This window comes from Giesbergeria sp., from assembly GCF_028686475.1.
In the GTDB taxonomy this organism is placed as follows: domain Bacteria; phylum Pseudomonadota; class Gammaproteobacteria; order Burkholderiales; family Burkholderiaceae_C; genus Simplicispira.
Genome location: NZ_JAQUCA010000025.1, coordinates 22499 through 46242, shown reverse-complemented (window position 1 = coordinate 46242; position 23744 = coordinate 22499). Strand labels below are relative to the sequence as shown.

The following is a 23744-nucleotide window of genomic DNA, read 5'->3' as shown; positions in this document are numbered from 1 at the left end:
AGCGGCGCAAGGTTGTTATGGACACACCTAACGCCTTTGCTGCTTCTCCTATGCTTACTAAGCTCTTCATAATGGATATATTAGCATAGATTTGAGTAGATTTGTTGAGTGCTGCTGCTAACCCTTTGGCACGATGCAAAGCTGGTGGTGGATGTAAAAGCCGAAGTTTTGCGCTACTTAGAGCAACTTTATGCCAACCACGCGCCAGAATTCATTTACTTCAAAACGCTTTACCACGTTTTTGAGCGCTTTTTGTCTGACCAGCAGGCCGATGCCGCCCTGTTTGACCAAACCGAGATTGTCGATACCGACATCTGGAAAGCCCTGTTCGACTTCCAAAAAGATGGTGTCAAAGGGGCCATCCACAAAATCAACGCGCACAATGGCTGCATCTTGGCCGATAGCGTGGGCTTGGGCAAAACCTATTCGGCACTGGCCATCATTAAGTATTACGAGCTACGCAACCACCGCGTGCTGGTGCTGTGCCCAAAAAAACTGCGCGACAACTGGACGGTCTATCTGGCACAAAACAACAGCGAACTCAACCCGTTCCTGAAAGACCGGCTGGCCTATACCGTGCTATCGCACACCGATTTATCACGCGATAGCGGCAAAGTAGATGGTGTCGATTTGGCCGCCCTGAACTGGGGCAATTTTGATTTGGTGGTGATTGATGAGTCGCACAACTTTCGCAACAACACCAAAGGCAAATACGACGACGAAGGCCAGCTGATTCGCAAAAGCCGTTACGAGCGCCTGCTGGACGACATCATCCGCGCAGGTGTTAAAACCAAAGTCTTGTTGCTGTCTGCCACCCCAGTCAACAACGACCTGAAAGACCTACGCAACCAAATTTACTTTGTGACCGAAGGGCGTGATGCCGCTTTTGCGAAAGATTTTGGCATCCACAGCATCAAAGATACCCTGAACAGCGCGCAAAAAACCTTTATGGACTGGGCCAAGCGCAGCGGCGATAAAGACGCACGCGACCTGATGGAACGCCTGCCTGCCGGATTTTTCACCCTGCTAGATGAAATCACCATTGCGCGCTCGCGCAAGCACATCCAAAAGTATTACCGTGCCTCGCTGGCGCAGATTGGCCAGTTTCCGCAACGGCAAAAACCGCAATCGGTGTTCTGTGACATTGACAGCAAAGGGCGCTTTCCGTCTTACGACAAGCTCAATGCCGAAATTGGCAACTACCAACTTTCGCTCTACAAACCATCCTTGTACGTCAAAGACGAATACAAAGCACTGTACGAAAAAGGCAACGTGCGTAACTTTAGCCAAGAAAGGCGCGAAGGCTTCCTCATCGACATGATGAAGGTCAACTTTTTGAAGCGACTAGAAAGCTCAGTGTCTTCCTTTGGCATCACGATGGAGCGCACCGTAGCCAAAATTGAACGCTTAGAAGACAAGCTGCAACGTTTTTTGCAACAACAAAGCGCCGCTGCTGCCGACCTGCAAGCCGACCTGTCTTTGGGGCCAGAGGAAACCGAGGAAGACGAAGACCTGGCCCAAGCCTTGGAGGTAGGCGGCAAGCTCAAATATCGCCTAGAGCATTTGCGGGTGACTGACTGGCTAAAAGACTTGGCCAGCGACAAACGGCAATTAGCCCTGCTGGCCGATAGCGCCAATGCCGTAGATGCCAGCCGCGATGCCAAACTGGCCGAGCTGCAAAAGCTGATAGCGCATAAGGTGAGCCACCCGCACACCAACCATCTGGGCCAGCCCAACCGCAAAATCATCGTTTTTTGCGCCTTTGCCGATACCGCCAACTACCTTTACGACGCGCTCCAGCCCTGGGTACGCCAAGAACTCAAGCTGCATATCGCGCTGGTATCGGGTGGCACCCGACCCAACCGCAGCACCTTTGGACAAGCCGACTTTGCCCAAATTTTGACCAACTTTGCTCCGCGTGCCAAAAAGCGCGACAAGATGGCCTCCATGCCGCAAGATGATGAAATCGACATCCTGATTGCCACCGATTGCATCTCTGAAGGGCAAAATTTGCAAGATTGCGACTACCTGATTAACTACGACATCCACTGGAACCCGGTACGCATCATCCAGCGCTTTGGCCGGATTGACCGCATTGGCAGCCCCAATGCCAGCATCCAACTGGTCAACTTTTGGCCTACGCCCGACCTGAACAAATACATCAACCTGAAGAACCGCGTCGAAGCACGCATGGCGCTGGTGGACATTGCTGCCACGGCAGAAGACAACATTTTGCAAGCCGAAGACTTGCAAGAGCTGATTACAGAAGACCTGCGCTACCGCGACAAACAACTGATGCGCCTAAAAGATGAGGTGCTGGACTTGGAAGACTTTAACGAATCGGTAGCGCTGAACGAATTTACCCTAGACGACTTTCGCATGGAGCTGGCCGGTTACATTGAGGCCAATCGGCAACAGTTGCAAGATGCCCCTTTGGGCCTGTATGCGGTAGTGCCACCGCACCCCGATTACCAAAGCATTCAGCCCGGCGTGGTCTATTGCTTGCGCCAGCGCCAAGAAGTGGCGGGCCATGAAACCGTCAACCCCTTGCAGCCTTACTTTTTGGTCTATATCCGTGATGATGGCCAAGTGCGCTACAACTTTACCGCCCCCAAGCAGGTGCTAGAGGTGTTGCGCGCCGTCTGCCAAGGGCAAACCCAAGCCCACCAGCAGCTGTGCGATTGGTTTGATGCCGAAACCCAGCACGGGCAAGACATGCAGCGCTACAACCACTTGCTGAAAAAAGCCGTGGCCGCGATGGCGGCACAGTTTGGCCGTAAAAATGTCGCCAACCTGTTTAGCGGACGTGCTGGCAAGCTGCTCGACAGCCAAGCCACCATCCAAGGCAGCACCGATTTTGACCTTATCACCTGGCTAGTTATCAAAAATGAGCAATAACACCGCACTAAAACTGAGCATCAGCCAGCGCATCCAAGCCTTTGCCAGCCAACCTTTGCGCGATGCCGCCTTGGCCCTGTTTGCCACCTTGGGTTACCGCTCGGACAAAACCATCGCTACTGAATCGGTAGAAGACTTTTGCCAGCAGTTTGACCCGGACCACCGGCTGGCCCACCCGGCGGCATGGGTGCGTGATTGGCGCAATGCCCAATTGTTGTTTCAGTTGACGGATGAGGAGCTGGCGGGCACGGTGGCCCTGTTCAAAGACGATGCGGTGCGTACCTCTTTGCTCCAGTCTTATGTTTTTATGGCGATTGAACTGGGCAGCCAGAGTTACAGCCGCAGCAAACTGGCAGGCATTGCACGCCAGCTGAATCGCATTTTTCCTATGCCGGTGCTGGTGCTGTTCAAAATGGGAGAATATCTCTCGCTGGCTGTCATAAACCGGCGCTTGAACCAGCGTGATGACAGCAAAGACGTGCTGGGCAAAGTTACCTTAATTCAAAACATTACCCTTGCCAAGCCACACCCCGGACATTTGGATATTTTGGCTTCGTTTTCCATCGCCGAACTGACAGCAAGCAAGCGCATTGTTCAAAATTTTGACCAGCTTCATGCCGCTTGGGAAGATATTTTTAATGTAGAACTGCTCAACCAGCGGTTTTATGAAGAACTGTCTAATTGGTACTTTTGGGCGCGCCATCAGGTGCGCTTCCCGGACGATTTGGAGCCAGACGCGCACACCCGCAACGCCACCAGCGTGATACGGCTACTCACCCGGCTGATTTTTTGCTGGTTTTTGAAAGAGAAAAACCTGATTCCAGAGCATATTTTTCAGCAAGATGCTTTGGCTAAACTGCTTAAAAACTTGGCAGAAGATGAAAGCAGCTACTACCGTGCTATTTTGCAAAACTTGTTTTTTGCTACCCTCAACCAGCCGATGAATGCGGGAGATACCACGCACCGCCAATTTGCCACCGAAGGCAGCTTTCAGGATAACCGCAACCAGTATGGAGTGAAAAACCTGTACCGTTATGCGGACTTGTTTCAAAATCCAGAACAAGCGCTGGCCTTGTTTGCTGATATTCCTTTCCTTAATGGGGGCTTATTTGCTTGTTTGGATGTAGAGGACGATGCAGGCAAGGTACAGTATGCTGATGGTTTTTCGCGCAACCCTAAAAAGCAGCCACAGGTGCCCAACCGCCTGTTTTTTGCCGATAGCCACACGGTGGATTTGAGCGGTAAAGAAAATTTTGGCGACAGCAAGAAAAAAAAGGCCAAGGTGCGTGGCCTGCTGCATATTCTCAACAGCTATAAATTTACCATTGCCGAAAACACCCCGGTAGAGCAAGAAATTGCGCTCGACCCCGAGCTGTTGGGCAATGTATTTGAAAACCTGCTGGCCAGCTACAACCCCGAAACTGGCGAAAGCGCCCGCCGCCAGACGGGTTCTTTTTATACACCGCGCCCGATTGTGGATTACATGGTGAACGAGGCACTGAAAGCCTATTTGGCCGATGCCCTGTGCCAGCGCTTGCCGGGCACCGACCGGGTTCATGCCCAAACCCAGTTAGATATTTTGTTTGCCTACACCGAACAAAACCACAGATTTTCGGATACCGAAAGCGATGCCCTGATTGCTGCCATAGATGCTTGCAACATTTTAGACCCAGCCTGTGGCTCGGGGGCTTACCCTATGGGTATTTTGCACAAACTGGTATTTGTGCTGGGCAAGTTAGACCCGAACAACCAAAAATGGTGCCAGCGCCAAGTCAGTAAAGCTGAGGAAATTGAAGATACACAAGCACGCGAATCGGCCATTGCTGCCATTCAAAATGATTTTAGCAACAACGCCTTAGACTATGGCCGCAAACTGTATTTGATTGAAAACTGCATCTACGGTGCAGATATTCAACCAATTGCCATTCAAATTGCCAAACTGCGCTTTTTTATCTCGCTGATTTGCGACCAAAGAACACACCAAGATAAAAGTCGCAACTTGGGTGTTCGGCCTTTGCCAAATTTAGAAACCAAGTTTGTTGCCGCCAATAGCCTGTTGGGGCTGCATTTGCCAAAAGACCGCAATTTGTTTGCAAACTCAGAAATTGAACGCTTAGAAAAAACTTTAGAGCGTGTGCGCCACCGCTATTTTTCGGCACAAAGCAGACAAGCCAAGCGCGATTTACAAAAAAAAGACCGAGAGCTGGTGCAAAAAATTGTTCAGTTGCTCAAGGCGGACGAATTTGGCAACGAAGATGTGTACCGCCGCATTGCGTGGAACCCCTACGACCACCACAGCGTGGCTGATTTTTTTCACCCGGCTACCATGTTTGGGCCGGAGTTAGAGCAGGGGTTTGATGTGGTGATTGGCAACCCGCCCTATGTGCAAATTCAAAAGTTTAGTGCGGCACACAAGCAAGCCTGGCAGGCACAGCATTACAGCACCTATGCCGCTACCGGGGATATTTATTGCCTGTTTTATGAGCAAGGCGTGCGCCTGCTCAAGCCGGGCGGGCAGTTAAGCTATATTACCTCGAATAAATGGATGCGGGCGGGGTATGGTGAAGCCTTGCGCCGCTTTTTAACGCAAGAGGTTGAATTGGCCTCGGTGATGGATTTTGGCATGGCGCAAAATTTTGGTGCAGCCACTACTTATACCTGCATTGTTCATGCCATAAAACAAAAACCTACCCGAGCAGCACGGGCCTGTTATGTTTCGGATGATAGGGTAGCCATGCGCGACCCGGAGGGCTACTTTGCTGAGTATGCTGTAACGCGGAATGATTTTAATGTAGAACCTTGGGTTTTGTTGTCAGCAGAGCGTTACCATATCAAGCAAATGGTAGAGGCACAGGGCATACCCTTGGAGAAATGGCATATTCAAATTAATCGAGGTATTTTGACTGGGTATAACGAAGCCTTTTATATCAGCAGTGAACAACGCGCTGCCTTGATAGCCGAAGACCCACGCTGTGCAGAATTGATTGTGCCGCTGTTGCGTGGGCGTGATATTCAGCGTTACGGTACTGATTGGTCATTACTCAATGATGAAAATTGGATGATTAACACCCACAATGGGATTAAAGAAAAAGGTATTTTGCCGATTAATGTGAAGCGTAATTATCCTTCTTTGTGGCAACATTTAGAACAGCATCAGGAAAAACTCAAACCCAGATTAGACCAAGGAGATGATTGGACAAATTTACGAAATTGCGCTTATTTAGATGATTTTAAGAAGCCAAAAATTATTTATCCTAATATGACTAAATATCTGCCATTTTATTTGGATACGGCAGAACATTTTTTTATTAATGATAAGGCTTTTATCCTCACCAGTGAAGAGGAGTCGCTTTCTTACCTTACGGCGGTGCTTAATTCCACACTATTTCGCTGCTGTTTTAAGGATAATTTCCCGGAGCTAATGGGCAATAGCTACGAAGTGCGTAAAATTTTCATGGACAAAATACCCATTAAAAAGCCCCATGCAGCACAGGTACCCCTGTTTGAAGCCTTGGTATCTTTGGTGCAAGCCGCCAAAGCGCAAGCGCAGTTATGCAACGATGCCAACCTAGCACTGGCAGGCGATTTTTTAACCCAAGTGATAGACGCTTGCGTGATGGAAGTTTATTTTGCCCAGCACATGGCAGAAAGAAACCTTGGCATCAGCGCCCAAGTGCAGCTTTTATTGCCTGCGCCCACCAGTGCATGGAGCCAAGAACAATGGGCCAACGCGGCCTTGGCGTTTTATCACACGGCCAATGGCAACACGCACCCCATACGCAATAGGCTGCTGCGTATCCCCGCCGATAGTCCAGAACTGTTGGCTATTATTCAGCAGGAAGGGGCGGTATGAAATTACCAAGTGCGCTGAAAATGCTCAGACAGAATCAAAAATATCCGCCAAGTTTTGAGCGGTCATAGCGCGGTCAAACCAGGCTTCAATCTGTTCGGTGTCTGCCTGTGCCACCTGCGCCAGCATATCGGCAGACAAAGGGCCAAAGCGGTGTACCAGCAGGCGTTGCAAGATACGTGCTTCGCCCTCTTGGCGGCCTTTTTGTAAGCCTTTTTGCAAGCCTTTTTGCAAGCCTTTTTGTAAGCCTTTTTGCAGACCTTCTTCTTTATGCTGGTAGGCCCACTCTTCAAACCGCGCGGCTAATGTCATTTTAAGCTCCTTCAAATCTTGTACCTTGGGCAGTGCCAAATGGTGCTTGCTTTGGCGCAGCAGCACCGCCCGAATCCAGATGGCAAAAATCCGCATAAGCTCTGGATTGTCCGCCAACCAAGCGTGGAGCTGGTCAATCACCTCCAGCACCATCGCTTGGTCGTGCGGGTGTTGAAGGCGCATCACAGCTGCCGCTAAATTGTGCATTGGTGCCAAATCAGCCTCGGTGTAGCGGTTTTCGGCAATCAGCAAGTATTGCATGTTGGGGACAAACTGTGCCACCAGCCCTGGCACCTTGGGGATGAGATCGGCAATGTTGCTGGCGGCTGTCCAAGGTGCATCGCCGTTATACAGCACGATAGGTAGCACAGGTGGCAGTTTGCGCTGTGGCAGCACCTGCTTGGCCTTGATCAAATCTTGGTACAGTAGCCCGACATAGCTCATCATGCGTACCGCCATCCACGGGTCAACTTTGCTTTGGAACTCGATCAAAATGTAAAGATAGACCCATTCCTTCCCAACTTTGACGCGCCAAACTACATCATCAGCCCGGTGGCGTAAATCGTCGGTGACGTAGCTACCGGGCATTTTTTCTAAGGTGCTGTAATCCAAACTGTGTAGCCAGTCATCAGGGATAAAGCCCAACACCAAATCGCGCACCAACTCAGGCGAGGAGAACAGTAGTTTGTACGACGCATCGTTGTCTTGGTGCATAGGGAAATTGTATGCGGTGGTGGCCTTGGCCGCGTAGGGCGGGCAAGCAATAGCCTGAAATACCGGCACTGTAGCGCAGCACAGGGATTTTTTTCCCCACAATCGGTCGTCCTAGCGGACAATAGCGCCACTTGTCACCAAACTGTAAGTTTGGGCATCCAATTGTTGTTGAAGGATTCTCAATGTTGCTTCCATTCCGTTTGCACACTGTCGCTGCTGCTCTGGGCTTGGCCGGTACTATGCTGCTGCCTGTGGCCCATGCCCAAAATATCAAAATGGCGGTGGTCATTCCGGCCACTGGCCCCGTCACCCAATACGGGGATATGGTCAAAGAAGGGGTCACGACCGCTGTGGAAATGGTCAATGCCGCTGGCGGTATCCACGGCAAAAAAATTGAACTGGTGCCGGTAGATGATGCCTGCGAACCCAAGCAAGGCCCAGTGGCGGCCAACCGGGTGGTCAATGCCAAAATTGGCTATGTGGTCGGCCCTACCTGCTCGGGTGCAGCCATTGCCGCCGCGCCGATTTACAACAATGAAGGCGTGGTGGTGGTCACACCATCGGCCACCTCGCCCGCCCTGACCGAAGGCAAGAACTTCCAGTTCATCTTCCGTACCATTGGCCGCGATGACCAACAAGGCCCAGCGGCGGCCAAGTTTATTGCCGAGAAGGTCAAGCCCAAGAAGGTGGCGGTGTTGCACGATAAGCAATCCTACGGCCAAGGCATTGCCGCCTCGGTGCGCGATGACCTGAAAAAAGCCGGGGTGAATGTGGCTTTGTTTGAAGGCATCAACGCGGGCGACAATGATTATTCCGCCGTCATCACCAAGCTCAAGAGTGCGGGCATTGATTTCGTCTATTACGGCGGTTACCACCCCGAAATGGGCTTGCTACTGCGCCAGTCGGCTGAGCAGGGCCTCAAAACCCGCTTCATGGGGCCAGAGGGCGTAGGCAACCCCGAAGTCAACTCGATTGCTGGCCCCGCCGTAGAGGGCATGTTGCTCACGCTGCCCGCTGACTTCTCGGCCAACCCCAAGAATGCCGCCATCGTCAAAGCGTTTAAGGACAAAAAGCGTGACCCATCGGGTGCGTTCCAGCTGTCTTCTTACGCTGCTGCCCAAGTGCTGATTGAGAGCATCAAGGCCGTGGGCGACAACCCCGCCAAAGTGGCTGAGCATTTGCACAAAACCTCGTTCGAGACCCCGGTGGGCACCGTGGCTTGGGACAAAAAGGGTGATTTGAAGTCGTTTGAGTTCCAGATTTACCAATGGCACAAAGACGGCGGTAAATCCTTGGCCACCAAGTAAAGCGCCGCCTCTCCCTGTCTAGTCCCTTGCCTGAGCATGGCCCCGCAGCAGCGGCGGCCATGCTTTGGTGCGTCATTCACTTGGGGGCGGCTTGCCCCCTTTCTTTTTTTGAGGATGTCTTAGGATGTCTGAACTCTTGCCACAGCTGATACAACAGCTGTTCAACGGCTTGTCGCTGGGTGCGATTTATGCGCTGATTGCCATTGGCTACACGATGGTGTACGGCATTATCGGCATGATTAACTTCGCGCATGGTGAAATTTACATGATTGGCGCTTATGCCGGGCTGGTCACCTTGTCGGTGATTGGCACGCAAAGCGGCCTGCCGATTGCCGTAGTGATTGGCCTGATGCTGCTGGTATCGGCTTTGCTAACCGGCGTATATGGTTTTGTGGTGGAGCAAGTGGCTTACAAGCCGGTGCGCCACGGCCCGCGTTTGGTGGCGTTGATTTCGGCGATTGGTATGTCGATTTTTCTGCAAAACTGGGTGGCTTTGGGCCAAGGCGCACGCGATATGGCTGTGCCCTCACTCATTCCCGGTGCGATGCGTTTTGGCACCGAAGGTGGCTTTGAGATTTATATCCCTTACTCGCGCGTGCTAATTATTGTGGTGGCGGTGGCCTTGATGGTGGCCCTGACGCTGTATATCAAGCACTCGCGCATGGGCCGGGCCTCGCGCGCTTGTTCGCAAGATATGCACATGGCCAATTTGCTGGGCATTGATACCAACCGGGTGATTTCTTTCACTTTTATTTTGGGGGCGATGCTGGCGGCGGTGGGTGGGGTACTGATTGCGCTGGCGGTGGGCAAGCTCAATCCGTTTATTGGATTTTTGGTTGGTATCAAAGCCTTTACGGCAGCGGTGCTGGGCGGTATTGGCAGCATTCCGGGGGCTATGTTGGGCGGTTTGCTGCTGGGGGTGGCCGAAACCTTTGCCGCCGCTTATATCTCGTCCGAATACAAAGATATTGTGGCTTTTGGCTTGCTGGTGCTGATTTTGTTATTCCGCCCCACTGGCCTGCTGGGTAAACCTGAAGTGGAGAAGGTGTAATGCTGCGTTCTAACCTTCGCCATGCGCTCATGGCTACTGTATTGACGGCCTTGGTGGTGATTCCGATTTTTGGCCTGCATTTAGAGCGTACTGGAGGCCGCACGGTGGTGCAGCCGCAGTGGAATTGGGTATTTGGGGCTTGCGCTTTGGTATTTGCAGTGCAAATGCTGCGCCCTTTGCTGGGTAAACGCCTATCCCATTTGCCGTGGCCTGCTCTGCCAGCGGTGTCGGGCAGTCAACGTACCGGCCTGATGTTAGCGGCTTTGCTGATTGCCGTGAGTTGGCCATTTTTTGCTGGGCGCAATGCAGTGGATATTGCCACGCTGGCCATGATTTACGTTATGTTGGGCTTGGGCCTGAACATTGTGGTCGGTTTTGCCGGTTTGCTCGATTTGGGCTTTGTCGGCTTTTATGCCGTGGGTGCTTATACCTATGGTTTGCTGTTCCATTGGGCCGGTTGGAGCTTCTGGGAAGCCCTGCCGCTGGCGGGTGCGGCCTCGGCGCTGTTTGGCTTTTTGCTCGGTTTTCCTGTACTGCGTTTGCGTGGTGATTATCTGGCCATCGTCACGCTAGGTTTTGGCGAGATTATCCGCCTGCTGCTGGTCAACCTGACCGATTGGACGGGCGGCCCAGATGGTATTTCTGGCATTCCTAAGCCTACGGTGTTTGGCTTGGAGCTGGCACGCAACCCCAGCGTTGAAGGCGGCACCACCTTCCACCAATGGCTGGGGCTGGAGTTCAATTCGCTGCACATGGTGATTTTCTTGTACCTGATGGCACTAACGCTGGCGGTATTGACGTTGTGGATTTCTAACCGCCTGATTCGGATGCCGATTGGCCGCGCTTGGGAGGCGCTGCGTGAAGACGAAATTGCCTGCCGCTCCTTGGGCCTGAACCCGATGAAAATCAAACTGTCGGCTTTTACGCTGGGGGCGATGTTTGCCGGTTTTGGTGGGGCCTTTTTTGCGGCACGCCAAGGGATTGTTAGTCCAGAATCATTCACTTTTATTGAGTCGGCTTTGATTTTGGCGATTGTGGTGCTGGGTGGCATGGGTTCCCAATTGGGGGTGATGATTGCGGCCATCTTGATTACTGTGTTGCCTGAATTGGCGCGTGAATTTTCTGAATACCGCATGTTGATATTTGGTTTGGTCATGATTTTGATGATGGTTTGGCGGCCCCAAGGGCTGCTGCCAATGCAACGCCACCATATCGAGGTGCGAACATGAGCGCCCCTTTGTTAGAAATTAGCCAACTCTCTATGCGCTTTGGGGGCCTGTTGGCGGTGGATGGGGTTGAGTTCTCGCTGCAAAGTGGCGAGATTTTTGCCATCATCGGCCCCAATGGGGCCGGTAAAACCACGGTGTTTAACTGCATCAGTGGTTTTTACAAACCCAGTACAGGCCGCATTGCGTTAGAAGGGCGCGATATTGCTGGTTTGGGTAGCCACACGGTGGCAACGCATGGCTTGGTGCGTACTTTTCAGAATGTCCGCCTGTTCAAAAACATGACAGTGTTAGAAAATCTGCTGGTGGCGCAACATCGCCATGCACGCACTGGGTTTTTGGCGGGATTATTCAATACTGCCGCTTACCGCCGCGCTGAGCAAGAAGCCATCGCCCAAGCGGTGCAGTGGCTGGATTATATGGGCCTGCGCGAGTTTGCCAACCGCGAGGCTGGTAATTTAGCCTACGGCCACCAGCGCCGCTTAGAGATTGCCCGTTGCATGATTACGCGCCCGCGTGTTTTGATGCTGGATGAACCTGCGGCGGGTTTGAATCCACAAGAGAAAAAAGACCTGCAAGGCTTGATTCGGCAATTGCGTGACCAACACCAAGTGACGGTATTGCTGATTGAGCACGATATGAGTTTGGTGATGGGCGTTTCGGAACGCATTCTGGTGATGGAATACGGCAAACCGATTGCCTTGGGCGCGCCCGAGGCGATTCGCAACGATGCGCGGGTGATTAAAGCCTATCTGGGAGAAGAATAATGCAAACCATGTTGGAACTACGCGACATCAATACCTACTATGGAGCCATTCGGGCCGCCAGTGATGTCAGTTTGCGCGTGAACCAAGGCGAGATTGTCTCTCTGATTGGCTCCAACGGTGCGGGCAAAACCACCTTGCTGATGACAGTGTGTGGCAACCCGCGCGCCAGCAGTGGCAGCGTTTGGTTGGAGGGCGAAAATATCACCAACTTAGCGCCCCATTTGATTATGCGAAAAGGCATTGCCATTTCGCCTGAAGGACGGCGCGTGTTTGCCGACCTGACCGTGACCGAGAACCTGAAAATGGGTGGTTTCTTTCTCGATAATACCGAGATTGAAGCCGGTATCGAGCATGTGTTTGGCTTGTTTCCGCGCCTGCGCGAGCGGGCGCACCAGCGTTCGGGCACGATGTCGGGCGGTGAGCAGCAAATGCTGGCGATTGGGCGTGCATTGATGTCTAAACCACGTTTGCTGTTGCTGGATGAGCCTACCTTGGGTTTGGCACCGCTTATCATCGCACAAATTTTTGAAATTATTCAAAAAGTGCGTAGTGAAGGCGTGACGGTGTTTCTGGTGGAGCAAAATGCCAACAAAGCACTGCAAATTGCCGACCGGGGTTATGTGCTAGAAAATGGCCGCGTGGTGTTAGAAGATACCGGGGCCAATTTATTGGCCAACGGTGAGATTCGCAAAGCCTATTTAGGCGCGTAAACTGCAACCCTTTGCTCCTGTCCTATGCCCCAAACTCTGGCCGTCCCCGCGCACAGCGAACTCATCATTAAAAAAAGCCGTTTTATCGGTTGCGTGCAGCCGATGAGCGACCGCGCCAGCGCCCAAGCCCATGTCGATGCCCTCTGGAAAGCGCATCCCGGCGCGGCGCATATCTGTTGGGCTTTGCTGGCGGGTGGCCAATCGGCGGCAGTGGACGATGGCGAACCCAGCGGCACCGCTGGGCGGCCCATGTTGGATGTGTTGCGCCACCAAGACCTAGAAGGTGTTTTGGCTACGGTGGTGCGTTATTTTGGTGGGGTCAAACTGGGGGCCGGGGGCTTGGTGCGCGCCTATACCGACAGCATCGCCCAAGCCTTGCTCACAGCACAGAAGGTACAGCTGCAACGTATGCAAACCTTGCAATGCTTGGTGCCCTACGCTTTAGAGGGCTTGTTGCGGCGCGAGATTGAGTACGCTGGGGCAGAACTGTTGCAGGTCGAGCACGCCTCATTGGTCACGCTGCACCTGCGTTTGCCGCAAACCCAAGCGGCCACTTTTGTCGCCCATATCAACGAGCAAGCGCAGGGCAGGGCCGGTTGGCTGTAAGAGACTGCGGCGCAGCGCTGCAAAACCGATTGCGCCCAGCCGCTTTGGCGGCATACAGGGCATCGTCGGCCAGTTTTAATACCGCATCGGCACTCCCCTCTGGCCCAGCTACCACCGAGGCCACGCCCACGCTGAGGGTCACGCAGCCCCAAGGGGATTGGGTATGGGGAATATGCAGCGCCTGCACCCCTTGGCGCAGTGCCTCGGCCATCTGGGCGGCTGCGCTGGGTTCTGCGCTGCTGGCCAGCAGCAAGACAAACTCCTCGCCCCCATAGCGGGCCGCTATATCGCCCGCACGGCGGCTCAGGGCGTGTAGCACTTGGGCTACTTGTACCAAGCAGGCATCTCCGGCGGGGTGGCCGTAGTGGTCGTTAAAGGTTTTAAAGCAATCCACATCGGTCATGAGTACCGAAAACACCGCCCCTTGGCGGCTGGCGCGCGCCCATTCTTGTGCCAGCAGGTGGTCAAAATGGCGGCGGTTGAACAGCCCGGTCAGGCCATCGGTGATAGACAGGGTTTCCAATTGTTGATTGGCCTGTTCTAACTCCATCGCTTGCTGTGCCAGCGCTTGGTTTTGTTGTTGTAACAGAGCTTGGCTATCGAGCAAGGCGGTTTCTAGGCGTTCATAAATCATCAGCACCAAGCCCATCGACAGCAACATCAAGCCAACAATGATGATTAAGAAGGAAAGGTACTGTACCGGGTTGTCATCGAGTATGGATTTCATGGTGACGTAGCCGGTAAGCGTCGTCACGCAGCGCAAGATAAACACCAAAACCACCAACACAAACCCGGTGATTAAAATATATTGACCGCGCCCCGGTGTTTGTTGGCGCCATTGCCACAGCAGCAACGCGGCCAGCGCCGACTGCACCGAAAAGATAGCCCCACCCACCACGATGCGAGCGGTGCCGTAGGGCAACAACAGCGGAAACAGCAGCAGCACCACGGCCACTGGCCCCCACAGCCACGCCGGATGCAGCCTCCGCTGCTGAAAACGGACAATGCCCAAGGAAAACAGAGAAAACACCAGCGCTATCAGCGCATTGGCCAGCACAATCGACCAGACATCGCTGATTTGGCCGCGCAAGGAAAACAACACGTAGGCCACAGCATGGGCGACCAGCGCACCGGCCCAGATAGGCAATACTTGCGTGCTACTGCGGCGGTACGACACCACGGCCAGCGCTATGGCAAGCACCACACTGACCAAAATGATGAGCAGAAATGAGGCCGCAGCAGTCAAACCTGCTCCTTTGGGTTGTTATAGGTGAGTTACCAGATATTACCCACATTCAATAAAGTAAGTACTCCCAGCACGGCAAAAATGGCCGCTGCAATACCATGAACTAGCTTCATGGGGATGCGCTCGGCCACGGTGTTGCCCAAATACACCGCCGGAACATTGGCCAGCATCATGCCAAACGTGGTGCCCGCCACCACTAAAACAAAATCGGGGTACTTGGCCGCCAAGGCCACGGTGGCAATTTGGGTTTTGTCGCCCATCTCGGCCAAAAAGAAGGCCAGCACCGTGGTGCCAAACACGCCCAGCAGCACTTTGCTATCGGCGGCATCGTCATCGACCTCGTCTGGAACCAGCATCCACGCCGCCATCGCCAAGAAAGACACGCCAATCACCCAGCGCAATAACTCTGGCCCCAGCAGGCTGGCCACCCATTGCCCTACCGCCCCAGCTAAGGCATGGTTGGCCAAGGTGGCTACCAAAATGCCCCAAATAATGGGCCACGGTTTGCGAAATTTGGCGGCCAGCAACACGGCCAGCAACTGGGTTTTGTCGCCCATTTCGCCCAGCGCTACCACGCCGGTAGAGACAAAGAAAGATTCCATCACAACTCCAAGGGCCGCCAGCAAAACAAAGACTGCACCGCCCGGCGGCCCATCCGCAGGCGGTACAGTCAAAGGTCTTGCCAGGCTTGGAAGCTGCTTGCACCATGTCCGAGCCGGACAAGTCTGTTGACGCAAGCCCCTGCAAGGGCGCAGGGCGGCTACTCCCCAATGACGAGTAAGGGCGCAGATTGTAAGCCCCTGCACAGCGTCCGCAGGCTTTTATTCGCATCCAAAGGGGCACAGTTTGTGGCAAAAAAAGCACCCTTCCTCTTGGAAAGCGCTTTTTTTCCCAGTAGCATCGCTACAGCCAGTGGAGAAACAGATTTTCGCTGGTTCACACTGCCCGTTATCAACAAGGAAACTCAACATGGCAACTGCAAAAAAAGCCCCGGCCAAAGCCACCACCGCTGCCGCCAAGCCTGAAAAGGCTGCCAAGGTCAGCAAACCTGCTGCTGCCGAAGCTGCGCCAGCAGCAGCGCCTGCGGCCAAAAAGCGCACCCCCAACGCGGCTTTCATGAAGCCCCTGACCCCCAGCGCCGAACTGGCCGCTGTGGTGGGCAAGGCACCCCTGCCACGCACCGAAATCATCAGCAAGCTGTGGGCTTACATCAAAGAACACAAGCTGCAAGACGAAGCCAACAAGCGCAACATCAACGCCGATGCCAAGCTGGCAAAAGTGTTTGGCAAGCCCCAAGTGTCGATGTTCGAGATGGCCGGCCTGATTGGCAAGCACGTTAAATAAATGAAATAAATCCAGCGCTGGCGTTTAGCTGTAGCGCTACACCGGTTTATCCGATGCCAGGGGGTGTGATGCCCACTGGCATTTTTTATGGCGCTTTAATCCGATAGGGCTTGGAGGAGTTCGGTTTCGATGGCAATTTGGCGCGCGCTGTGCTGCAATTCGGGGCCTTCGACCAGAAAGGTGTCTTCGACCCGTTCGCCCAAGGTACTGACTTTGGCCAATTGCACGCTCAGGCCGTGGCGGGCCAACACGCGCGTTACCAAGTAGAGCAAACCAGCGCGGTCACTGGCCGAGATGGCCAACAGCCAACGCTGGGCTTTTTCGTCGGGGTGCAGCGTGACGCGCGGCGCTATCGGAAAACTCTTGGCACGCCGTGACAGGCGCTTGCGCCCTGGCTCGGGCAGGGGGCCGCTGGCTTGCAGGGCTTGGCCTAGGTCGCTTTCTACCATGTGCGTCAACTCGCGGTAGTGGCCCGGTTGCAAGGTGGCCACCACTTGGAAGGTATCGAGGGCATAGCCGTTGCGCGCCGTGTGTACGCGTGCATCCAAAATGCTAAAACCTGCCCGGTCAAAATAGCCACAAATGCGGGCGAACAGGTCGGGCTGGTCAGGGGCATAGACCAGCACTTGCAAGCCTTCACCGGCCAAAGATTGGCGCGCGCGCACCACGGGGCGCTCGTTGCCCACATAGCGCGACAGGTGGCGCGTGTGCCAAGCGATGTCGGCGGCTTCGTGGCGCATAAAGTAGCTCACATCGAGCGTATCCCAGAGTTTTTTATGCGATTCAAACGGTTGCGCCACCAGCGCCAGCAGCACCAAGGCTTCGCGTTTGCGTGCTTCAATTTCAGCGGCGGCATCGGGGGCGCGGCCACCCAAGGTACGCAAGGTGGCGCGGTAGAGGTCTTCTAGCAGTTTGCCTTTCCAGGCGTTCCAGACTTTGGGGCTGGTGCCGCGAATATCGGCCACCGTGAGCAGGTACAGCGCTGTGAGGTAGCGCTCGTTGCCCACACGCTGGGCAAAAGCCCCAATCACATCGGGGTCGCTCAGGTCTTGCTTTTGTGCTACTTGGCTCATGGTGAGGTGTTCGCGCACTACAAACTCAATCAACTGGGCATCTTCGCAGGCGATGCCATGCTGGCGGCAAAAGCGCCGCGCCACCACGGCGCCAATTTGGGAGTGGTCGCCACCCCGGCCCTTGCCGATGTCGTGGAACAGCGCTGCCACGTACAAAATCCAAGGTTTGTCCCAACCGGCGGCCAATTGCGAGCAAAACGGGTATTCGTGCGCGTGGTCCGCCATAAAGAAGCGGCGCACATTGCGTAGCACCATCAGGATGTGCTGGTCCACGGTATAGACGTGGAACAAGTCGTGCTGCATCTGGCCAACAATGCGCCGAAAAGACCACAGGTAGCGCCCCAGCACCGAGGTTTGGTTCATCAGCCGCATGGCGTGGGTGATGCCTGCTGGCTGTTGCAGGATACGCAAAAAGGCAGCCCGGTTCACGGGGTCACGCCGAAAAGCCCCATCCATCACGCTGCGCGCCCGGTACAAAGCACGCAGGGTGCGCGCCGAGAGGTGCTGCAAACCGGCCGAAGTTTGATACAGCAAAAAGGTTTCTAAGATGGCGTGCGGATCGCGCTGGTACAGGTCGTCGCTGGCAATTTCTATCATGCCCGCTTTGTCTAAAAAGCGGGCGTTGATGGGCCGGGGGGCGTGGTCAGACGGGTTGAGGCGCTCTTCAATGTTCAGCAGCAAAATTTGGCACAACTGCGTCACGGCTTTGGCGGCCCAGTAATAGCGGCGCATCAGGGCTTCGCTGGCGCGCAGGGGCAGGCCGCTGCCATCGGGGGCCTCGGAGCGGTAGCCAAACGATTCGGCCACAGCGGTTTGCAAATCAAACACGAGGCGGTCTTCACGTCGCCCGGCAATGGCGTGCAAGCGCGCGCGCACCAAAGACAGCAGGGCTTCGTTACGCAGGAGTTGGCGCAGTTCAAACACCGTGGCCAAGCCACTGCGCGCCAGTTCTTTCCAGCTTTGGCCTAGTCCAGCGGCCCGCGCTACCCACAGCACGGTTTGCAAATCGCGCAAACTGCCGGGCGATTCTTTGCAATTGGGTTCTAAGGCGTAGGGGGTGTTGTCGTATTTGTTGTGGCGCTGGCGCATCTCCAGCGTTTTGGCAATCAAGAAGGCTTTGGGGTCTAAGTGGGCGCGGTATTGCTGTTGGAACTCGCTAAACAGGGCTGCATGGCCGCACAACAGGCGCGCTTCCAACAACGAGGTTTGCACCGTCACATCTTGCGCTGCTTCAGAGGTGCATTCGGCCACCGTGCGGACGCTGGAGCCAATTTCTAGCCCCACATCCCAGCAGCTGCTGATAAAGGCTTCAATCGCGGGGCGCTGCGTGGTGGCGGTGTCGCTGTCGGGCAAGAGCAGCAAGACATCGACATCCGAATGTGGAAACAACTCGCCCCGGCCAAAACCGCCCACAGCCACCAAGGCCATGTTGTCGGGCAAAGCGGCGCGCTGCCACAGCTGCGTGAGCAAACTATCGACAATCCGCGCCAAAGCGCGCAAATGGGTATGGATGCCACGGGTAGAGGCTTGCGAGGCGGCCAGCGTGGCCAGCAGCTCGGCTTTATCGTGGCGATAGCGTTCGCGCAGGGCTTGCAGTTCAGTCATGGCGGGTATTTTGCAAGAAACAAAAAACACCCAACCATGCAAGAACTGTGCGCGGTGTGGCCTAGGTGCAGGTGGCTTTGACGAAGTCGGGCAGCGCTGGGTAGCCTTCAGACAGGGTCAGCACTTCGTAGCCGGTAGGTGTAACCAGCACGGTATGCTCCCATTGGGCCGATAAGCTACGGTCTTTGGTGATGATAGTCCAGCCATCGTTGCCCAGTTCTTTGATGTCGCGCTTGCCTGCATTGAGCATCGGCTCGATGGTAAAAATCATGCCGGGCTTGAGTTCTTCTAAAGTACCGGGGCGGCCATAGTGCAGCACTTGGGGTTCTTCGTGAAAATTTTGCCCAATGCCGTGGCCGCAAAACTCGCGCACAACGGTTAGGTAGTGGCCTTCGGCAAACTTTTGGATGGCATGGCCAATATCACCCAAGCGCGCACCGGGACGCACTTGCAAAATACCAATCCACATCGCTTCATAAGTCAGGGCGCACAGGCGTTTGGCGGCAACCGAACACTCGCCAATCAGGTACATGCGGCTGCTGTCACCATACCAGCCGTCGTCGGTAATCACGGTGACATCCACATTCACAATGTCGCCCTTTTTCAGGGGCTTGTCGTTCGGGATGCCGTGGCACACCACATGGTTGACCGAGGTACACAAAGAGGCCGGATAGGGCGGATAACCCGCTGGCTGGTAGCCAATGGTGGCCGATTTGGTGCCTTGGCGCGCCATGCACTCGGCACCGATGCGGTCAATTTCTAGGGTGGTGATGCCGGGGCGGATGTGTGGCGCGATGGTGTCCAGCACTTCAGAGGCCAGACGGCAGGCCCGGCGCATCGCGTCGATTTCTGGGCCCGTTTTAATGGTGATGCTCATAGGCCCGTGATTATCCCATTGCCCTTTGCCATTGCCCACAGCGGGGGCTTGGGCCGGGGTGGGCCGGTAAAATGGCCGCTTCTGCTGGCGCTGTCCAGCCTGCCCATCATTTACCCAACCAGGCCGCCAACGTGACCTTGCATACCACCACGCTTGCGGGCGCTAATGCCCTCAGCCCCTTCCGCGCCCAGCAACTTTTGCCCGCGCTCCAAGCCATCCACCCCAAAATTGCAACCATTGGCGCACGCTTTGTCCATCTGGTGGCTACCGATGCGGCCCCCGCGCCAGACACCCTAGAGCGCCTGACCGCCTTGCTCACCTATGGTGAGCCTTATGCTGGCCCCACCGATGGCGCGGCCCTGATGGTCACGCCGCGCTTGGGCACGGTCTCGCCTTGGGCCTCTAAAGCCACCGACATTGCCCACAATTGTGGTTTGGCCGTGCGCCGCATTGAGCGCGTGACCGAATACCACCTCACCTTGCAGTCTGGCCTGCTGAGCAAGCCCAGCCTGAATGCCGAGCAGCTCCAGCAAGTGGCCGCTTTGCTGCACGACCGCATGACCGAATCGGTGGTGATGGATTTAAGCGCCGCGCAAGCCCTGTTTACTGAGCTGCCTGCCCAACCGATGGAGCGTGTGGATGTGCTGGGCGGTGGCCGAGCAGCACTCATCGCCGCCAATAAGCAATGGGGGCTGGCGCTGGCCGAGGACGAAATCGACTACTTGGTCAACGCCTTCCAAGGCTTGCAGCGCAACCCGACCGATGTGGAGCTGATGATGTTCGCGCAGGCCAACAGCGAACACTGCCGCCACAAAATTTTTAATGCCCAATTCACCATTGATGGGCAAACCCAAGACAAAAGCCTGTTTGCGATGATTCGCAACACGCACCAACTGGCCCCACAACACACCGTGGTGGCCTATTCTGACAATGCCTCCATCATGGAAGGCAGTGTGGTCGAGCGCTTTGTGGCCCGGATGCAAGGCGATGCCAACAGCTACCAAAAAGAGCCGGCCACGCACCATGTGCTGATGAAGGTAGAAACGCACAACCACCCGACAGCGATTTCGCCCTTCCCCGGTGCCTCTACTGGCGCGGGCGGCGAAATCCGCGATGAGGGCGCTACTGGGCGTGGCTCCAAACCCAAAGCGGGTCTGACCGGCTTTACCGTGTCCAAACTTTGGGACGGCGCTTCTGACCAAGCAGGTGGCAAACCCGGCCATATCGCCAGCCCGCTGCAAATCATGGTCGAAGGCCCGCTGGGCGGCGCCGCCTTTAACAACGAGTTTGGCCGCCCCAACTTGGCTGGTTATTTCCGCGAATACGAGCAAACCGTGGCCGGTGTGCAGCGCGGCTACCACAAGCCCATCATGATTGCCGGTGGCTTGGGTGTAATTGATGCCGAGCAAACGCAAAAAATCGAATTTCCTGCTGGTTCGCTGTTGATTCAACTCGGTGGGCCGGGGATGCGGATTGGCATGGGTGGCAGTGCGGCCAGCTCGATGGCCACCGGCACGAATGCCGCTGAACTCGATTTTGACTCGGTGCAGCGCGGCAACCCGGAAATTGAGCGCCGCGCCCAAGAAGTGATTAACCACTGCTGGGCGCAGGGCGACAAGAACCCGATTTTGGCAATCCACGATGTGGGCGCGGGCGGCCTGTCCAATGCCTTCCCAGAGCTAACGAATGATGCCGGACGCGGTGCGCGTTTTGACCTGCGTGCGGTGCAATTAGAAGAGTCTGGCCTGTCGCCCAAAGAAATTTGGAGCAACGAAAGCCAAGAGCGCTATGTGCTGGCCATTGCGCCCGAATCCTTGGAGCAGTTCCGCGCCTTCTGTGAGCGTGAGCGTTGCCCGTTTGCCGTGATTGGCACAGCTACCGAGCAGCGCCAACTGGTGCTAGAAGATACCGCTGCCACGGTAGCAGAGCAAAAATTCCCGGTGGATATGCCGATGTCGGTGTTGTTGGGCAAGCCGCCCAAGATGCACCGCGATGTCCAAACCGTGCAGCGCACCTTCCAGCCGATGGAACTGACGGGGGTGAATCTGCAAAAAGCCATCATTGATGTGCTGAGTCATCCCACCGTGGCTTCCAAACGCTTCCTTATCACGATTGGTGACCGCGCTGTGGGCGGCCTGACACACCGCGACCAAATGGTGGGGCCGTGGCAGATTCCGGTGGCCGATGTCGCCGTGACGCTGGCCGATTTCAAGGGCTTTGCTGGCGAAGCGATGGCGATGGGTGAGCGCACCCCGCTGGCTGCCTTGGATGCCCCCGCTTCGGGCCGCATGGCGATTGCCGAAGCCATCACCAACCTGCTGGCTGCGCCGGTGGAGTTGTCGCGCGTCAAATTGTCGGCCAACTGGATGGCCGCTTGTGGCGAGCCGGGCGAAGATGCTGCCCTGTACGAAACAGTAAAAGCCGTGGGCATGGAGCTGTGCCCCGCCTTGGGTATCTCGATTCCGGTGGGCAAAGATTCGCTGTCCATGCGTACCCAATGGCAGCACGCTGGCGAAAGCCATAAAGTGGTGTCGCCCGTCAGCCTCATCATCACCGCCTTTGCTACCTTGCCTGATGTGCGCGGCACCCTCACGCCGCAACTGAACGCGCAAGAAGAAGACACCACGCTGCTGTTGGTCGATTTGGGCAAGGGCCAGCACCGCATGGGCGGCAGCATTTTGGGCCAAGTGCTGAACCAATCGGGCGATGTGGTGCCCGATTTGGACGATGCCCAAGACCTGATGCAATTGGTCAAGGCCATCAACACCCTGCGCGCCCAAGGCCAAATTTTGGCCTACCACGACCGCAGCGATGGCGGTTTGCTGGCTGCCGTGGCCGAAATGGCCTTTGCAGGCCATGTGGGTGTGGCTTTGAATGTGGATATGCTGGTCACAGAAGGCGACGGCATCAGCGACAGCCGCATGGACACCGGCGACTCTAAGAACTGGGCGCAGCAAGTCAGCGCCCGCCGCGAAGAACTGACGCTCAAAGCCCTGTTCAGCGAAGAATTGGGCGTGGTGTTGCAAGTACGCACCGCCGAGCGCAACGCCGTGATGCAAACCTTGCGCGAGCATGGTTTGTCCAAATTCAGCCACTTTATCGGCAAGACCCGTCCACTCAGCTCTAGCATTGATGCGGGCAAGGGCCAATTGTCCATTTGGCGCGATGCCAAAGAGGTGTTCAGTGCGCCACTGGCCGACCTGCACCAAGTTTGGGACAGCGTGAGCTGGAAAATCTGCCAACAGCGGGACAACCCCGCCTGTGCCGATGCCGAACACGCCGCCGCTGGCGACCCGCAAGACCCCGGTATGCACGTCCATCTGACGTTTGACCCAGCAGACAATGTGGCAGCGCCGTTCCTGAACCTCTCGCGCCCCAAAGTGGCCGTGTTGCGTGAGCAGGGGGTCAACTCCCACGTTGAAATGGCCTATGCTTTCACCGAAGCTGGTTTTGAGGCTGTGGATGTCCACATGACCGACCTGCAAACCGGCCGTGTGCGTTTGCAAGATGTACAAGGCGTAGTGGCCTGCGGTGGCTTTAGCTACGGCGATACCTTGGGCGCGGGCATTGGCTGGGCGCGTTCCATCACCTTTAACCCGGTGCTGGCCGAGCAGTTCCAAGGCTTCTTTGCCCGCCCCGACACCTTTGGCTTGGGCGTGTGCAATGGCTGCCAAATGTTTGCCGAACTGGCCGACATCATCCCCGGCGCACAAGATTGGCCACGTTTTACCACCAACCAAAGCGAGCGCTTTGAAGCCCGCCTCAGCATGGTGGAAGTGTTGGAGTCGCCCAGCATCTTCTTGCAGGGCATGGCCGGTAGCCGCCTGCCCATTGTGGTGTCGCACGGCGAGGGTTATGCCAATTTTGCCCATCGTGGCAACACGGCCCAAGTGCTGGCGGCGATGCGCTACGTGGATAACACCGGCGCAGCCACCGAGCGCTACCCCTTCAACCCGAATGGCAGCGCGGGCGGCCTGACGGGCGTGACCACCGCCGATGGCCGCTTTACCGCCATGATGCCGCACCCCGAGCGCGTGTTCCGCAATGTGCAAATGAGCTGGACGGACGTGGCCGCCAGTGGTGGCATCACAGCGGCCAGCCCGTGGATGCACCTGTGGCGCAATGCACGCCGTTGGCTGGGTTAAAAACCAGCGGCCT

15 protein-coding genes and 1 riboswitch are annotated in these 23744 nt (G+C 55.6%); of the genes, 10 read left to right on the top strand and 5 right to left on the bottom strand.

All coding sequences use genetic code 11. The features are described from left to right. Positions 1-108 precede the first annotated feature (108 nt). Both PHX60_RS13790 and PHX60_RS13785 read left to right on the top strand, forming a co-directional pair. Entirely contained in the window at positions 109-2898 is a 2790-nt protein-coding gene (locus tag PHX60_RS13790) for a DEAD/DEAH box helicase (RefSeq protein ID WP_300078800.1), read from the top strand. Further along, complete coding sequence (locus PHX60_RS13785) at positions 2888-6751, top strand: Eco57I restriction-modification methylase domain-containing protein (RefSeq protein WP_300078798.1); 3864 nt, start codon at positions 2888-2890, stop codon at positions 6749-6751. The genes PHX60_RS13790 and PHX60_RS13785 overlap by 11 nt, the downstream gene beginning before the upstream one ends. A 24-nt stretch (positions 6752-6775) precedes the next feature. On the opposite strand, the gene PHX60_RS13780 is transcribed toward PHX60_RS13785, so the two are convergent. After that, positions 6776-7774: an Rpn family recombination-promoting nuclease/putative transposase gene (locus PHX60_RS13780; RefSeq protein ID WP_300078796.1), complete on the bottom strand. Its 999-nt coding sequence runs from the start codon at positions 7772-7774 to the stop codon at positions 6776-6778. 182 nt (positions 7775-7956) lie between these two features. Here PHX60_RS13780 and PHX60_RS13775 point away from each other — a divergent pair, with 182 nt between their 5' ends. From PHX60_RS13775 to PHX60_RS13750, 6 genes are all read left to right on the top strand, one after another. Then, the gene (locus tag PHX60_RS13775; RefSeq protein ID WP_300078793.1) at positions 7957-9081 is read left to right on the top strand and encodes a branched-chain amino acid ABC transporter substrate-binding protein; all 1125 of its coding nucleotides are present in this window, start codon (positions 7957-7959) and stop codon (positions 9079-9081) included. A 124-nt stretch (positions 9082-9205) separates the two neighbouring features. Continuing rightward, a complete protein-coding gene (gene livH, locus PHX60_RS13770; protein ID WP_300078791.1) occupies positions 9206-10132 on the top strand; it encodes a high-affinity branched-chain amino acid ABC transporter permease LivH in 927 nt (308 codons plus the stop codon). After that, positions 10132-11361, top strand: coding sequence for a high-affinity branched-chain amino acid ABC transporter permease LivM (locus tag PHX60_RS13765; protein ID WP_300078788.1), 1230 nt, complete (start codon positions 10132-10134; stop codon positions 11359-11361). Before livH ends, PHX60_RS13765 begins: the two co-directional genes overlap by 1 nt. Beyond that, entirely contained in the window at positions 11358-12125 is a 768-nt protein-coding gene (gene livG / locus PHX60_RS13760; protein WP_300078786.1) for a high-affinity branched-chain amino acid ABC transporter ATP-binding protein LivG, read from the top strand. The genes PHX60_RS13765 and livG overlap by 4 nt, the downstream gene beginning before the upstream one ends. Positions 12126-12133: 8 nt before the next feature. Beyond that, positions 12134-12835 (top strand): ABC transporter ATP-binding protein, encoded by a 702-nt coding sequence (locus tag PHX60_RS13755; RefSeq protein ID WP_300078802.1) that lies wholly within the window; start codon positions 12134-12136, stop codon positions 12833-12835. 24 nt (positions 12836-12859) lie between these two features. Further along, a complete protein-coding gene (locus PHX60_RS13750) occupies positions 12860-13441 on the top strand; it encodes a YigZ family protein (RefSeq protein WP_300078784.1) in 582 nt (193 codons plus the stop codon). Here the strand turns inward: PHX60_RS13750 and PHX60_RS13745 are convergent. Both PHX60_RS13745 and PHX60_RS13740 read right to left on the bottom strand, forming a co-directional pair. Continuing rightward, positions 13404-14687 (bottom strand): GGDEF domain-containing protein, encoded by a 1284-nt coding sequence (locus tag PHX60_RS13745; RefSeq protein WP_300078782.1) that lies wholly within the window; start codon positions 14685-14687, stop codon positions 13404-13406. The two genes, PHX60_RS13750 and PHX60_RS13745, sit on opposite strands and share 38 nt — an antisense overlap. Positions 14688-14716: 29 nt before the next feature. Then, positions 14717-15289: a TMEM165/GDT1 family protein gene (locus PHX60_RS13740; protein WP_300078780.1), complete on the bottom strand. Its 573-nt coding sequence runs from the start codon at positions 15287-15289 to the stop codon at positions 14717-14719. A gap of 3 nt (positions 15290-15292) precedes the next feature. Next, positions 15293-15468, bottom strand: a riboswitch (yybP-ykoY riboswitch). Positions 15469-15656: 188 nt separating this feature from the next. Between PHX60_RS13740 and PHX60_RS13735 the strand changes: the two genes are divergently transcribed. Then, positions 15657-16031, top strand: a complete 375-nt coding sequence (locus PHX60_RS13735) for an SWIB/MDM2 domain-containing protein (RefSeq protein WP_300078778.1) — start codon at positions 15657-15659, stop codon at positions 16029-16031. A 95-nt stretch (positions 16032-16126) separates the two neighbouring features. Here PHX60_RS13735 and PHX60_RS13730 read toward each other — a convergent pair whose 3' ends face one another. Next, positions 16127-18709: a [protein-PII] uridylyltransferase gene (locus PHX60_RS13730; protein WP_300078777.1), complete on the bottom strand. Its 2583-nt coding sequence runs from the start codon at positions 18707-18709 to the stop codon at positions 16127-16129. A gap of 61 nt (positions 18710-18770) precedes the next feature. Then, the gene (gene map / locus PHX60_RS13725) at positions 18771-19586 is read right to left on the bottom strand and encodes a type I methionyl aminopeptidase (RefSeq protein ID WP_300078774.1); all 816 of its coding nucleotides are present in this window, start codon (positions 19584-19586) and stop codon (positions 18771-18773) included. Between the two features lie 131 nt (positions 19587-19717). Between map and purL the strand changes: the two genes are divergently transcribed. After that, positions 19718-23731: a phosphoribosylformylglycinamidine synthase gene (gene purL, locus PHX60_RS13720; protein ID WP_300078772.1), complete on the top strand. Its 4014-nt coding sequence runs from the start codon at positions 19718-19720 to the stop codon at positions 23729-23731. Positions 23732-23744 lie beyond the last annotated feature (13 nt).